The sequence below is a fragment of the Polaromonas sp. SP1 genome (genome assembly GCF_003711205.1).
Lineage (GTDB): Bacteria > Pseudomonadota > Gammaproteobacteria > Burkholderiales > Burkholderiaceae_C > Polaromonas.
Genome location: NZ_CP031013.1, coordinates 1567505 through 1580959, shown reverse-complemented (window position 1 = coordinate 1580959; position 13455 = coordinate 1567505). Strand labels below are relative to the sequence as shown.

The 13455-nt window shown below is 62.5% G+C and carries 11 protein-coding genes; 7 read left to right on the top strand and 4 right to left on the bottom strand.

The window, feature by feature from the left end; all coding sequences use genetic code 11:
- Positions 1–9: 9 nt before the first annotated feature.
- From phnY to DT070_RS07555, 3 genes are all read right to left on the bottom strand, one after another.
- Entirely contained in the window at positions 10–1431 is a 1422-nt protein-coding gene (gene phnY, locus DT070_RS07565) for a phosphonoacetaldehyde dehydrogenase (protein WP_122957312.1), read from the bottom strand.
- 75 nt (positions 1432–1506) lie between these two features.
- Positions 1507–2745, bottom strand: a complete 1239-nt coding sequence (gene phnA / locus DT070_RS07560; protein WP_194965948.1) for a phosphonoacetate hydrolase — start codon at positions 2743–2745, stop codon at positions 1507–1509.
- On the bottom strand, positions 2732–3529 hold the full coding sequence (locus DT070_RS07555; RefSeq protein WP_122954833.1) for a phosphonate utilization associated transcriptional regulator: 798 nt from the start codon (positions 3527–3529) through the stop codon (positions 2732–2734). Before DT070_RS07555 ends, phnA begins: the two co-directional genes overlap by 14 nt.
- Before the next feature lie 191 nt (positions 3530–3720).
- On the opposite strand from DT070_RS07555, the gene DT070_RS07550 reads away from it, so the two are divergent.
- The 4 genes from DT070_RS07550 (at position 3721) to DT070_RS07535 (ending at position 8827) form a co-directional block, all read left to right on the top strand.
- Entirely contained in the window at positions 3721–4770 is a 1050-nt protein-coding gene (locus DT070_RS07550) for a putative 2-aminoethylphosphonate ABC transporter substrate-binding protein (protein WP_122954832.1), read from the top strand.
- Between the two features lie 128 nt (positions 4771–4898).
- A complete protein-coding gene (locus DT070_RS07545) occupies positions 4899–5951 on the top strand; it encodes a putative 2-aminoethylphosphonate ABC transporter ATP-binding protein (RefSeq protein WP_122954831.1) in 1053 nt (350 codons plus the stop codon).
- Positions 5951–7666 carry a putative 2-aminoethylphosphonate ABC transporter permease subunit gene (locus DT070_RS07540; protein ID WP_122954830.1) on the top strand — a complete coding sequence of 572 codons (1716 nt, stop codon included), beginning with the start codon at positions 5951–5953 and terminating at the stop codon, positions 7664–7666. Before DT070_RS07545 ends, DT070_RS07540 begins: the two co-directional genes overlap by 1 nt.
- A gap of 45 nt (positions 7667–7711) precedes the next feature.
- Positions 7712–8827 carry a 2-aminoethylphosphonate--pyruvate transaminase gene (locus DT070_RS07535; RefSeq protein WP_122954829.1) on the top strand — a complete coding sequence of 372 codons (1116 nt, stop codon included), beginning with the start codon at positions 7712–7714 and terminating at the stop codon, positions 8825–8827.
- A 33-nt stretch (positions 8828–8860) separates the two neighbouring features.
- On the opposite strand, the gene DT070_RS07530 is transcribed toward DT070_RS07535, so the two are convergent.
- Positions 8861–9826: a helix-turn-helix domain-containing protein gene (locus tag DT070_RS07530; protein WP_122954828.1), complete on the bottom strand. Its 966-nt coding sequence runs from the start codon at positions 9824–9826 to the stop codon at positions 8861–8863.
- A 189-nt stretch (positions 9827–10015) separates the two neighbouring features.
- Between DT070_RS07530 and DT070_RS07525 the strand changes: the two genes are divergently transcribed.
- The 3 genes from DT070_RS07525 to DT070_RS07515 are packed head-to-tail and all read left to right on the top strand — an operon-like array spanning position 10016 to position 13450.
- On the top strand, positions 10016–11506 hold the full coding sequence (locus DT070_RS07525; protein WP_122954827.1) for an amino acid permease: 1491 nt from the start codon (positions 10016–10018) through the stop codon (positions 11504–11506).
- Positions 11507–11525: 19 nt separating this feature from the next.
- Positions 11526–12914 (top strand): glutamine synthetase family protein, encoded by a 1389-nt coding sequence (locus DT070_RS07520; protein ID WP_122954826.1) that lies wholly within the window; start codon positions 11526–11528, stop codon positions 12912–12914.
- A gap of 26 nt (positions 12915–12940) precedes the next feature.
- Complete coding sequence (locus DT070_RS07515; RefSeq protein WP_122954825.1) at positions 12941–13450, top strand: GNAT family N-acetyltransferase; 510 nt, start codon at positions 12941–12943, stop codon at positions 13448–13450.
- Positions 13451–13455: the final 5 nt, after the last annotated feature.

The following is a 13455-nucleotide window of genomic DNA, read 5'->3' as shown; positions in this document are numbered from 1 at the left end:
CCTCAAAGGTCAGCCATTCCAGGGGAGGGAATAGGTTTTCAGATTGGTGAAGCTCTTGATCGCCTCCTGCACGCCTTCTTTATAGCCAAGGCCCGAGTCCTTGATGCCGCCGAAGGGCGTGAGCTCCAGGCGGTAACCGGGCACTTCGCGCACGTTGACGGTGCCGACGTGCAATTCGCTCACAAAGCGGTTGATGTAGTCCATGCGGTTGGTGCACACCGCGCTTGAAAGACCGTACGCCGTGCCGTTGGAGATCTGGATGGCTTCCTCAATGCTTTTGAAGCGGATCACCGGCGACACCGGGCCGAAAGTTTCTTCACGCGCGACGGTCATCTGCGGCAAGACATGGTCCAGCAGCGTAGGCGAGTACAGCGCGCCGCGGCGCTTGTTGCCGGCCAGCAGCCTGGCGCCCTGGGCCACGGCCTCGTTCACGCGCGACTCAAACAGCATGGCAGCCGGCTCGTCGATCACGGTGCCCATGTCGTTGGCCTTGTCGGCGGGGTCGCCGTATTTCCAGGCGAGTGTCTTGGCCAGCACCTGTTCGACAAACTCGCCGGCCACCGCTTCATGCACCATGAGCCGCTTGATGGCGGTGCAGCGCTGGCCCGAGTTTTTGTAGGAGCCCTGCACGGCCAGCGTGGAGGCCTCGTCGATGTCGGCATCTTCCATCACGATGATGGGGTCGTTGCCGCCCAGCTCCAGCACCACACGGCGGTAACCGGCTTTGGCGGCGATGTACTTGCCGATGGCCACGCCGCCGGTGAAGGTCACCAGGTCGACCAGCGGGTTGGTGATCAGCTCGTCAGCGATCTCGCGCGGGTCGCCCGTCACCACGCTGAGCATTTCGGGCGGCAGGCCCGCTTCATACAGGATGTCGGCAAACAGGATGGCCGAGAACGGCACCTTCTCGGAAGGCTTGAGCACCATCCGGTTGTTGGTCGCAATGCTGGGCACGACCTTGTGCGCCACCTGGTTCATCGGGTGGTTGAAGGGCGTGATGGCGGTGATGACACCCAGCAGCGGCGAGCGGTGCGTGTAAACGCGGCGCTTCTTGCCGTGCGGCGTCAGGTCGCAGCTGAAGATCTGGCCGTCATCCTTGAGCACCTCGGTTGCACCGAAGAGCAGAACGTCGCTGACGCGTCCGGCTTCGTAGATTGCGTCTTTGAGGCACAGGCCTGCTTCTGCGGTGATGAGGTTGGCGACCTCGGACAGTCGCGACTGGATGATGGCGGCCGCGCGGTTCAGGATGGCGGCGCGTTCATAGCGCGTGAGCTGCGGCTTGTACGCGTGCGCTTTGGCGAAGGTGTCCCGCACTTCCTCGAGCGTGGCCTTGGGCACGGTGCCAATGCGCTTTTCCGTAAACGGGTTCAAGACTTCAATGACCCGGTCGCCCGAGCGGTCTGCGCCGACTTTGCGGCCCGCCAGGCGCATGGCATTGAGCTGGTGGTCCTGGATGTACGAGTCAATCACACGGCAGCTTTCGGGATGAACGTTGAGGGCCCCGGCTTACTGAGCGTAGTTGAGCGCCAGGTCGAAAGCATCGAAATTGCGAAAACGCCGGCTGCGGTCCAGGCCGGGCAATTCGCGGTTGACGATCAGCGGCACGCGCTGCTCGCTCATGCCGCCGTGCGAGCGCAGCGGCACTTCGAGTGCAGAGAGATCATGGCGCGAAGCAGAGGTTCCGATCACGGTGAAGCGCTCCGACACCGCCACGATGTCACCGATGCGGTCGGCCGGCAGCTCGAAACGCTCGGCGGCCTGCTCACGCGTGAGCACCAGCTCCATGCCCTTGAGTGCCGCCAGCCGCCGGCGCGCGGCCTCGATGTCCGTGCCTTGCGGCAGGTAGACCGTGGCAAAAGAGCCCAGTGCGCCGTGGTGCACCACATAAGGATCGGTGATCGGCAGGATCACACGTGCGACGCCGGCACCCAGCCAGCTGTCAAACCAGTCCTGCAGATAGACCACATCGGGCGTGCCGTCCATCGCGACCTTGGCGTTCATGCCGTGGTCGGCCGTGAGCACGATGACGCAGCCCAGATCGTCGAGCTGCTGCATATAGCCGTCCATCATGCGGTAGAAGGAATTGGCGCCATCGGTGCCGGGCGCGTGCTTGTGCTGCACGTAGTCGGTGGTCGAGAGGTACATCACGTCGGGTTTGTACTTCTGCATGATCTTCACGCCGGCGGCAAACACAAACTCCGACAGGTCGGCGCTGTACACGCTGGGCAGCGGCCGGCCCACCAGGCCCAGCACGTCTTCAATGCCGTTTTCTTCCAGCGTTACCTGGTCGGCCTTCTCGGACGAAAAGCAGATGCCCTTCATCTTGTGGCCCAGCAGTTTGCGCAGCTTGTCTTTGGCTGTCACCACCGCCAGCGATTGGCCGGCATCCGACAACGCGGCGAGCAAGGTCGGCGCGCGCAGCCATTTCGGGTCATTCATCATGACCTCGGTCCCGGTTGCCGTGTCGAAGAGGTAATTGCCGCAAATGCCGTGCACGCTGGGCGGCGCACCGGTGACGATGGAGAGGTTGTTGGGGTTGGTGAAACTGGGTACCACACAGTCGCCCGTCAGGCCCGAGCCGAGCGCGAGCGTGCGCTTGAGCCAGGGCATCTGGCCGCTGGCCACGGCCTGCGCCAGGTAGTCGGGCTCGCAGCCGTCTACGCAAACCACTACGGTGGGTTTGGCCGGCAGCTTGTAAGACCTGCCGTTCACATTCAATACAGCACCTGTTTCAGCGTTTGACACGTGATGGCCCTTCCTTGTCTTTTTTCTTGTCTTTGTCCTTGCGGGCACCGGTGGCGCCGGAGACGAGTTCTACGGATGGATTGGCGGCCGGATCGGCAGGCCCCGCGTGCCTGCGCAGATCGTTCTCTATCGTGCGCTCCTTGCTTTCGATCACATGCTGGAACATCGCACGGCCCGCCGCATCGGCATCGCCTGCCGCAATGGCTTTGACAATCTGCCGGTGTTCGCTGGCCGACATCGGCATGAGCCAGCCGTTGGCAAGATTCAGGCGCCGGAAAAGAGAAAGCTCCTTGATGAGCTTGCGGTAGATATCCGTCAGTTTCCGGTTGCCTGCCATTTCCACCAGCCGGTCATGAAAGGTGAGATTGAGCAGGTGATAGGTATGAGGGTCTTCATCTTTGACCGCCTTTTCCATGGAGTCAACAAGGCCCTTGAGCTCCTTGATCTGCGCCGGCGTGTTGTTTTCCGCGAGGCGGCGGCCGACGAGTTCGTCCATGGCGGCACGCAGGTCGAAAATCTCGATTGCTTCTTCGATGGGAATGTCGCGCACAAACACGCCGCGGTTCTTTTCGTTGCGCACGAGGCCGGCTTCTTCGAGCATGCGAAAGGCCTCGCGCACCGGGCCGCGCGAGACCCCCATTTTTTCAGCCAGCGTGGCCTCGATCAATTTGCTGCCGGGCTCGTATTCGCCGGCAAGGATGGCGCGCTCGATTTCCTGCTGCACCACTGTGGTGAGGGAACTGTTCTGGAGCTGCGCGATGGTGGGATGCAATGCGGCGTTCATGCCCTGAATTGAAGCACAAAAAAGTGGATTGTCAACGATCTGCAATAAACAATTGACAAGATAAGAGGGTCGGCGTTAAATAAAAAATGAGCTGGGTTGATATGGCCTGAACACAGGTTGGTCATCGCAGTGTCACCACCCCGACACGATCAAGTCACAACATTGCAGTCTCTCCAATAGAAGGATTTTTTATGCAACTGGCTACCCACCTCAAATCACTGTCAAAGGCCATCGCCCTTCTCGGCTTGCTTGCAGCCGCCACCGGCGCCTTCGCCCAGAAAACCCAGCTGCTGGTGTACACCGCACTGGAAACCGACCAGCTCAAGGCCTACCAGGAAGGCTTCAACAAGGTCCACCCCGACATCGAACTCAAATGGGTCCGCGACTCGACGGGCGTGATCACCGCCAAGCTGCTCGCCGAAAAATCCAACCCGCAGGCCGACGCCGTCATGGGCGTGGCGGCCTCCAGCCTGGCCTTGCTCGACAAACAGGGCATGCTCGAGCCTTATGCGCCGATCAATCTTGACGGCATCATGAGTCAGTACCGTGACAAAAAGAAGGTGCCCGCCTGGTTCGGCATGGACGTGTGGGGCGCGACGGTGTGCTTCAACACCGTCGAAGCCAAGAAGAAAAACATCCCCACGCCCGAGACCTGGCAGGACCTCACCAAGCCCATCTACAAAGGCCAGATCGTCATGCCCAACCCCGCCTCCAGCGGCACCGGCTACTTTGACGTGACCGCCTGGCTCACGCTCTTCGGCGACAAGGACGGCAAGGGCGGCGGCTGGAAGTACATGGACGCGCTGCACGAAAACATCGCGCAGTACACGCATTCGGGCTCCAAGCCCTGCAACATGGCCGCCTCCGGTGAATTCCTGGCCGGCATCTCCTTTGAATACCGCGGCAATGCAAACAAGGCAAAAGGCGCGCCGATTGATCTCGTGTTCCCGAAAGAAGGCCTGGGCTGGGACCTGGAAGCCTTTGCCATCCACAAGGGCACCAAGAAAATTGATGCCGCCAAGAAGCTGGCCGACTGGGCTTCGAGCAAGGACGCGATGATGTTGTACGGCAAGAACTTCGCGATCACGGCACAGCCGGGCCTGGCGCCACCGCTGGCCAATGTGCCGAAAGACTATGAATCGCGCCTGGTCAAGATGGACTTCAACTGGGCCGCCGACAACCGCGAGCGCATTCTGGCCGAGTGGACCAAGCGCTATAACTCCAAAACAGAAAAAAAATAACACCCCTGTCTCGGCTCACTTCGTGTAGCCGGATCCCCCCTCAAGGGGGCACCAGCTGTGGCCCGGCAAAGCCGGTTCCACGCTGGTTGCTTGCATTCAGTATCGGCGTACCCAGGCAATACCCACGAATGAACAACGACACTTTTCTGAACCTGCGCCATATCCGCAAGGAATTCGGCAGCTTCACCGCACTGCAAGACATCAACCTGGACATCCGCAAGGGTGAGTTTGTGTGCTTCCTGGGTCCGTCGGGTTGCGGCAAGACGACCTTGCTGCGCATCATTGCGGGGCTGGAGGTGCAGACTTCGGGTGAGGTGCACCAGGGCGGGCGTGACATTTCGCTGTTGCCGCCGGCGCTGCGTGATTACGGCATCGTGTTCCAGAGTTATGCGCTGTTTCCCAATCTCAGCGTGGCGGACAACGTAGCGTATGGGCTGGTGAATCGCAAGACGCCCAGGGCCGAAGCGGCCAAACGGGTGACTGAACTGGTCAAGCTGGTGGGCCTGCCGGGCAGCGAAGCGAAGTACCCCAGCCAGTTGTCGGGCGGCCAGCAGCAGCGGATTGCGCTGGCGCGGGCGCTGGCCACTTCGCCCGGGTTGCTGTTGCTGGATGAGCCGCTGTCGGCGCTGGATGCGCTGGAGCGGGTACGGCTGCGCCAGGAGATTCGCGCACTGCAGCAAAAGCTGGGCGTGACCACCATCATGGTGACGCACGACCAGGAAGAAGCGCTGAGCGTGGCCGACCGCATTGTGGTGATGAACCACGGCCTGATCGAGCAGGTCGGCACGCCGATGGAGATTTACCGCGAGCCGGCTTCGCCTTTCGTCGCTGACTTTGTCGGCAAGGTCAATGTGATGCCGGTGCGCGTGAGCGGCGGCGAAATGAAGTTCGGCGCGCTCTGCCTGCCCTGCGACGGCGCCGACCGCGACGCCAAGATTTATTTGCGGCCCGAAGACGTGCTGGCCCGGCCGATTGCCGCCGGCGACGCGCACGTATTTGACGCCACCATCGAGAAGATCGAGTTCCTGGGCTCCTTCTGCCATGTACATGTGGCCTCGCCCGCGCTGGGCGGCCACAAGCTCACGGTGTATCTCTCGCTCAATTTCCTGTCTGAGCAGTCGCTGCAGATCGGCTCGTCACTGCCGCTGAAGCTGCTGCCCGAGCGCATCAAGGTGTTTTGATGCCGGTCTTCACCGCCCCTGCTCCTGCCGCGGTGCGCCAGAAAACGCACTGGATTGACCACCTGGCCTATGCTGCGCTTGCACTTGTAGCTATTATTTTGATAGCGTTTCTGGCGACACCGCTGCTGGCCATTCTTCAGCAGGCGCTGCTGGGCAAGTCCGGCGACTTCGTCTGGTTCGACAACTTCATCGAGTACGCCAAAACCCCCGCGCTGCTCGAAAGCCTGTGGAACAGCCTCTGGGTGTCGACCGCCGTCACGCTGATCGCCGTGCCGCTGGCCTTTGGTTTCGCCTATGCGCTGACGCGCTCATGCATGCAATACAAGGCGCTGTTTCGCGGCATCACGCTGATTCCGCTGCTGGCGCCTTCGCTGCTGTCGGCGATTTCGCTGATTTACTGGTTCGGCAACCAGGGCGTGCTGAAAAGCTGGATGCAGGGCCTGGGCATCGAGCAGATCTACGGCGCGCCCGGCATTGTGGTGGCCGAGTGCTTTGCGGTGTTTCCGCATGCGCTGATGATTCTGGTCACGGCCCTCGGCCTGTCGGACGCGCGCCTATATGAAGCGGCCAACGCCATGGGCACCAGCGCCCGGCGCAAGTTTTTCACCATCACGCTGCCCGGCGCCAAGTACGGCCTGATCTCGGCTGCACTGGTCACCTTCACGCTGGTCATGACCGACTTCGGCATTCCGAAAGTGATTGGCGGCAACTTCAATGTGCTGGCCACCGACGTCTTCAAGCTGGTCATCGGCCAGCAGGACTTTGCCAAGGGCGCGGTCGTCGCCATCCTGCTGCTGGCGCCCGCCGTGCTGACTTTTGCGGTCGACAAATACGTCAGCAAACGCCAGACCGCCATGCTGACGGCCCGCGCCGTGCCTTACCGGCCCACGCCCTCGCGCGGCTACGACTGGGTGATGACGCTGTATTGCTGCGCCATCGCCTTCCTGGTGCTGGCGATGCTGGGCATGGCGGTGTTTGCCTCGTTCGCCAGCTTCTGGCCTTACAACCTTTCGCCCAGCCTGCGCCACTACACCATGGGGCTGGTCGATGCGGAGGTCGGTGTCGGTTTTGTCAACAGCCTGAAGATGGCCGCGGGCACCGCCTTCTTCGGCACGGCGCTGGTGTTCGTCAGCGCCTACCTGCTCGAGAAGACCAAAGGCATGGACGGCCTGCGCGGCTTTGTGCGCATGCTGGCCATGCTGCCCATGGCCGTGCCTGGGCTGGTGCTGGGCCTGGGCTATATCTTCTTTTTCAACGCGCCCGACAACCCGCTGAACGGCCTGTACCACACGCTGACCCTGCTGACGCTGTGCACCATCGTGCACTTCTACACCACGGGCCACCTCACGGCCGTGACGGCGCTCAAGGCACTGGACGGCGAATTCGAAGCGGTCAGCGCCTCACTCAAGGTGCCTTTCTTCAAGACCTTCTGGCGCGTCACCCTGCCGATCTGCACGCCAGCCCTGGTTGATATCGCACGCTACTTCTTCATCAACGCGATGACGACGATCTCCGCCGTGGTCTTCCTCTATTCGCCTGAAACCAAAGTCGCGTCCATCGCCATCCTGAACCTGGACGAGGCCGGCGAGATCGGCGCCGCCGCCGCGATGGCGGTGCTGATCGGGCTTGCGTCGACGGTTGCCACGCTGCTGTTCATGGCGCTGGGATGGTGGATCAACCGTCGCACGCAGGCCTGGCGGGGCGGCGCACGCTGATATTCACGGGTTCCCGCGACTCCCCTATAAAGAAGAGACAAATCCATGGACAGAGACAAAATCCTCCTCACTCCCGGCCCGCTGACCACCACCTTGCGCACCAAGCTCGCGATGCTCAAAGACTGGGGCTCCTGGGACAGCGACTTCAACGCCGTCACAGCCAGCGTGCGCAAAAGCCTGCTGGCTGTCATCCATGGGCAGGATTCCCACGTCGTCGTACCGCTACAGGGGAGCGGCACCTTCAGCGTCGAGGCGGCAGTCGCTACCGTGGTGCCGCGCGACGGGCACGTGCTGGTGATGGACAACGGCGCTTACTGCAAGCGCGCGGCCAGGCTCACCACGCTGATGGGGCGGCGCTGCACCGTCATGCCGTTTGACGAAGCGGCGCAGGTGTCGCCCGCGGCATTGGCCGACCAGCTCAAGGCCGACGCCAGCATCACGCATGTGATGCTCATTCATTGCGAGACGGGCGCGGGCGTGCTTAACCCGCTGCAGGAAGTCGCCGATGTCTGCAAGGCCCACGGCAAGGGCCTGCTGGTGGACGCGATGAGCTCCTTCGCCGCCATCGAGATTGACGCACGCAAAGTGCATTTCGATGCACTGGTAGCCGCCAGCGGCAAATGCCTTGAGGGCGTGCCCGGCATGGGTTTTGTGTTTATCCGCAAGGCCATCCTCGACGGCTGCGCGGGCCGCAGCCAGTCACTGGCGATGGACCTGCACGACCAATACGTCTATATGGAAAAAACCACGCAGTGGCGCTTCACGCCGCCCACGCATGTGGTGGTGGCGCTGGCCGAGGCGATTGCCCAGTTTGAGGAAGAAGGGGGCCAGCCCGCGCGCCTGGCCCGTTATGAAAACAACTACCGCACGCTGATCGCGGGCATGGCGAAACTCGGCTTCAAGCCCTTCCTGGACCCGGCCATCCAGGCGCCCATCATCGTCACCTTCCACGCGCCGGCCGACAGCCGCTACGACTTCAAGACCTTCTATGCCGCGGCACGAGATCGCGGTTTTGTCCTATACCCAGGCAAGCTCACGCAGGTGGAAACTTTCCGGGTGGGCTGCATCGGAGCGATCGGCCCGAATGAAATCGAGCAGGCCGTGCTGGCTGTGGCGGGTGCTTTGAAGGACATGGGCATTACGTCCGCTGCACCGGCCTGACTTCACAAGCAAGCAGGGCACCTGCGCTGGTGATTAGTGAAATCTGCGAAACGCTTCGGAGGGAAGTTCGCCAAACATTTGCTGATAGTCGTGTGCGAAATGACCAAAATGCCAAAACCCCAGGTCCGTTGCAGCCGCCGTCACCGATGTAGCGGTCTTCAGCGCCTGCCGGGCGGCATTCAGGCGCACGGCGCGCAGATAGGCCAAGGGGCTGATGCCCAGCGCCGTCTGGAATCCGTTTTGCAGCGTTCTCCGGCTCACGCCGAGCTGCTCGCACAGCGCCAGCACGGTGGGCGGCTGGTCGAGCTGCGCATGCACCAGTTCGCGCGCACGGCGCGCAAGCGCCCAATGCCCGTGGGTAGCGACGGCATCCACGTTATCTGTGGGTGCAAGTACACGGCCGAGCTGCTCCACCACGCTGTCGAGCATGGCAGCCTGCACGGCGGCCGACTGCAGCAATGCCGGAGCGGCCTCCACCGTATCCAGCACGCCGGTCAGGCATTGCCTGAGCCCCGCCTGCGCCGCACCGTCCAGCCGGCGCAAGCCGGCCTGCGCACCGAGACGCGCCTGCAAGGCCGGGTCATGCTCGCCGCAGCGGCGCCAGGCGGCTTCATCCAGCTCCAGCCCCAGCATCACATGGCGGCGGGACGAGCGGAATTCAAAACCCGATGCGCCCGAAAACACGTGCAGTGCATCCGCATCGCTGGGCGCACCGCAAAACACGCTGGGCCCTTCAACCTGCAGCGGCAGCCCCAGGGCCAATGCACCTTCACGGATCTGGCCGGTCTGGTAGACCGACTCGCGCAGGCTTTCCACAAAAAGGCGCAAGCCCGCAAATTCCAGCTGCCGCACTTCCCCGCCAAAGGCCCCGCGCGAAAGCTGCAGGTAGCTCTGGTTCCAGCCCGTGAGTGCAGCGGCCTGCTCGTCCGCGTCGGCAAACGACGCGTGAGACAACAGCACCGGTGGAGCTGGCCGGACGTTATCGGGGGGATGTGCCATCGACGCATTCTTGCAGGATTCGTGCCGTGCGCAAGCTACGCTTTGAAACAGTTCGACTTACTTTCGCTCACTTCTGCAGCGCCCCATTCACGCCACTTGCCGAAATGGGATTTCAGCGCGCCCACCCCCGCCCTAGGATGCAACACGGCCCCACCGGGCCTCCAACCTTGCAACCACTAGGGAGCCACCATGTCAGAACGTTCCAGCGTCCAATACGCCAAAGTCGACGGCAGCTACTTTGAAAAGCGGGGGCTCAGACGCTATGCCGGCGTCTGGTCGCTCTGGGCGCTCGGGGTGGGCGCGGTGATCTCAGGCCACTTCGCAGGCTGGAACCTGGGCCTGGCCAACGGCTGGGGCAGCATGCTGCTGGCCACCATCATCATTTCCGTGATGTACCTGGGGCTGACGTTTTCGCTGGCCGAAATGTCGCCCGCGCTGCCGCACACCGGCGGTGCCTATTCCTTTGCGCGCACCGCCATGGGGCCGTGGGGCGGCTTCCTCACCGGGCTGGCTGAAAACGTTGAATATGTTTTGACGCCCGCCGTCATCGTGTTTTTCATCGGCAGCTACATGGGCAGCATCTTCGGAACACCGCCGGCCTGGCAGCCTTTGTGGTGGATCGGTTTTTACATCGTCTTCATCGGGCTGAACATCATCGGCGTCGAGCTGTCGTTCAAGATCACGCTTGCCGTCACGCTGCTTGCGCTGGCCTGCCTGGTGGCCTTCTGGGTCAGCGCATTGCCGAAGATCGACTTCGCACGCTGGGCCATGAATGTGGGCGCCGGCGGCGCCGTGCTGCCCGAGGGCCGCGGCCCCTTCCTGCCGCTGGGCTTTGCCGGCGTGCTGGCCTCGCTGCCCTTTGCGGTGTGGCTGTTCCTCGCCATCGAACAACTGCCGCTGGCCGCTGAAGAGTCGGTGGACCCACGCCGTGACATGCCGCGCGGCATCATCGCCGGCATCTTCACGCTCATCCTGTCGGCCTTCATGATCCTGTGGCTCAATCCGTCGGTTGCGGGCATAGGCTCGCACGCGCTCAGCACCTCGGCCGAGCCGCTGCTTGATGGTTTCAAGGCCATTTACGGCAGCGGCATCGCCAAGATCCTGGCGCTGATCGCGGTGCTGGGCCTGGTGGCGAGTTTTCACACCATCATCTTTGCCAAGGGCCGGCAGATCTATTCGCTGAGCCGCGCCGGCTATTTCCCTTCAGGGCTGTCGGTCACGCACGGCAGCCGCAAGACGCCGCACATCGCGATGATCGTCGGCTCGGTGGTGGCGCTGGTGGTCATGTTTGTGCTGTGGTTCACGCTGGGGGTCGACAAGGGCTCTGCCGTGATAGGCGGCACCCTGCTCAACATGGCGGTGTTCGGCGCCATGTTCTCCTATGTCATGCAGGCGCTGTCGTTCATCCGGCTGCGCAGCAAGCTGCCGAACATGGAGCGCCCCTACCGCAGCCCGCTGGGCGTGGCCGGTGCGGTATTGACGCTGCTCATCGCGCTGGTCACCATTTACTTCCAGCTCAGCGACCCGGTCTACCGCGTCGGCGTGCTGTGGGTGGCACTGTGGTTTGCCATCGGCATCAGCTACTTCGCGGTGATGGGGCGGCACCGCCTGATCCTCTCGCCGGAAGAAGAATTTGCGATTGGCCTGGCCGAAAAAGGCCGGGCAAGCGCCCACCCCTAAACCACAAGGCGCCCACACCATGCCCAAAAAGACCACCACCAAATCCTCCGCGCCCCATCCCGCCCTGGAGATGCTGCGCAAGTCAGGCGCCAACAAGATGAAGGTCGCGGTGAGCGACATCGACGGCGTGCTGCGCGGCAAATACCTGCACAAGGACAAGTTCTTCGGTGCGGCCGAGCCCTACCCGGCCGGGGGCTTCGGCTTTTGCGATGTGGTGCTGGGCTGGGACATGATGGACAACTGCTACGACAACACCTCGGTGACGGGCTGGCAGCACGGCTTTCCGGATGCGCTGGCGCGGCTGGACCTGGCCACCACACGCCACGTACCCTGGGACCACAACGTGCCGTTTGTGTTGGGCGAATTTGTGAATGCAGACGGCACACCCCACGCCGTATGCCCGCGCCAGACGCTCAAGCGCGTGCTGAAACGCGCCGAAAAAATGGGTGTCATGCCCATGACGGGCATGGAGTTCGAGTGGTTCAACTTTTTGGAAACGCCGCAGAGCTGGGCCGCCAAAAACGGCGTAGGCGCCGAAAAACTCACACCCGGCATGTTCGGCTATTCGCTGCTGCGGATGAACCAGAACCAGGACTTCTTCAACGCCATCATGGACGAGATGCTGGCTTTCGGCATCCCGATTGAAGGCTTGCATACCGAGACCGGCCCCGGCGTGTATGAGGTCGCCATCGGCTTCAGCGAGGCACTGGAGCAAGCCGACCGCGCCATCCTGTTCAAGACAGGCGCCAAAGAGATCGGTTCGCGTTTCGGCATCATGCCCAGCTTCATGGCCAAGCCCCACCAGCAGCTGCCCGGCTGCAGCGGCCACATCCACCAGAGCCTGTCAGACGGCAAAAACAACCTGTTCTACGACGCGAAGAACCCGCGCAAGATGAGCAAGCTGTTTGAGAGCTACGTCGCCGGCCAGGTCGCCTGCATGATGGAGTTCGGCCCCATGATCTGGCCCACCATCAACAGTTACAAACGACTGGTCGACGGTTTCTGGGCGCCCGTCAAACCCACCTGGGGCATGGACAACCGCACCGCGAGTTTTCGCGTGATCGCCGGCAGCCCCAAGGCCACGCGCCTGGAGACCCGCTGCCCCGGCGCCGATGTGAACCCCTACCTGGCGATGGCCGCGGTGATCGCCGCCGGCCTGCACGGCGTGGAAAAAGGCCTGAAGCTGGGCGCGCCCATCACCGGCACCAACAGCGGCGCCGAGCACATTCCCCGCGCGCCGCGCACCCTGATCGAAACCACCCGGATTTTCCAGAAATCAGCCATCGCGCGCGACTGGCTGGGCGATACTTTCGTGGATCACTTCGCGGCCACGCGCGAGTGGGAGTGGCGGCAATGGCTGGACGCCGTGACCGACTGGGAAATGAAACGCTATTTCGAGATCATTTAACTTTGAATCCTCATTCGAACCCTTTAATGCAGATCCGGCGACTTGAAGTTTCAGACGCACCCGTTTACCGGGAGTTGCGCCTGCGCGGCCTGCGCGACCACCCTGACGCCTTTACCTCCAGTTTTGAAGAAGAAAACCTGCGCTCACCGGCCGACACTGAAAAGCGTCTGTCACCCACATCGGACACGATCATGTGGGGCGCATTTGTGGAAGGCACGCTGGCCGGCGTCGTCGGCATGACGCGTGAAACGCGGCTGAAGAATCGCCACAAGGCCACGCTGGTTGCCATGTATGTCGCGCCGGAGTACAGCGGCCAGGGCCTGGGCCTGGCCCTGGTCAACACCGTGATCCGGGCGGCCAAAATCTCGGGCATAGAACTGCTCATCCTGACCGTCACCGACACCAACCGCCAGGCCGCCGCCCTCTATACCCGCGCCGGCTTCGCATCCTTCGGCGTCGAGCCCGACGCGATCCGCGTGAACGGCGTACCGTTCGGCAAGCAGCACATGTATTTGCAACTCACCTCCGCCACCTGAAACAG

Bases quoted from the DNA above. Each gene is read 5' to 3' on its own strand.
- phnY (WP_122957312.1), bottom strand. From the start codon at position 1,431: ATGCGCCTGGCGGGCCGCAAAGTCGGCGCAGACCGCTCGGGCGACCGG.
- DT070_RS07555 (WP_122954833.1), bottom strand. From the start codon at position 3,529: ATGAACGCCGCATTGCATCCCACCATCGCGCAGCTCCAGAACAGTTCC.
- DT070_RS07550 (WP_122954832.1), top strand. From the start codon at position 3,721: ATGCAACTGGCTACCCACCTCAAATCACTGTCAAAGGCCATCGCCCTT.
- DT070_RS07545 (WP_122954831.1), top strand. From the start codon at position 4,899: ATGAACAACGACACTTTTCTGAACCTGCGCCATATCCGCAAGGAATTC.
- DT070_RS07540 (WP_122954830.1), top strand. From the start codon at position 5,951: ATGCCGGTCTTCACCGCCCCTGCTCCTGCCGCGGTGCGCCAGAAAACG.
- DT070_RS07535 (WP_122954829.1), top strand. From the start codon at position 7,712: ATGGACAGAGACAAAATCCTCCTCACTCCCGGCCCGCTGACCACCACC.
- DT070_RS07530 (WP_122954828.1), bottom strand. From the start codon at position 9,826: ATGGCACATCCCCCCGATAACGTCCGGCCAGCTCCACCGGTGCTGTTG.
- DT070_RS07525 (WP_122954827.1), top strand. From the start codon at position 10,016: ATGTCAGAACGTTCCAGCGTCCAATACGCCAAAGTCGACGGCAGCTAC.
- DT070_RS07520 (WP_122954826.1), top strand. From the start codon at position 11,526: ATGCCCAAAAAGACCACCACCAAATCCTCCGCGCCCCATCCCGCCCTG.
- DT070_RS07515 (WP_122954825.1), top strand. From the start codon at position 12,941: ATGCAGATCCGGCGACTTGAAGTTTCAGACGCACCCGTTTACCGGGAG.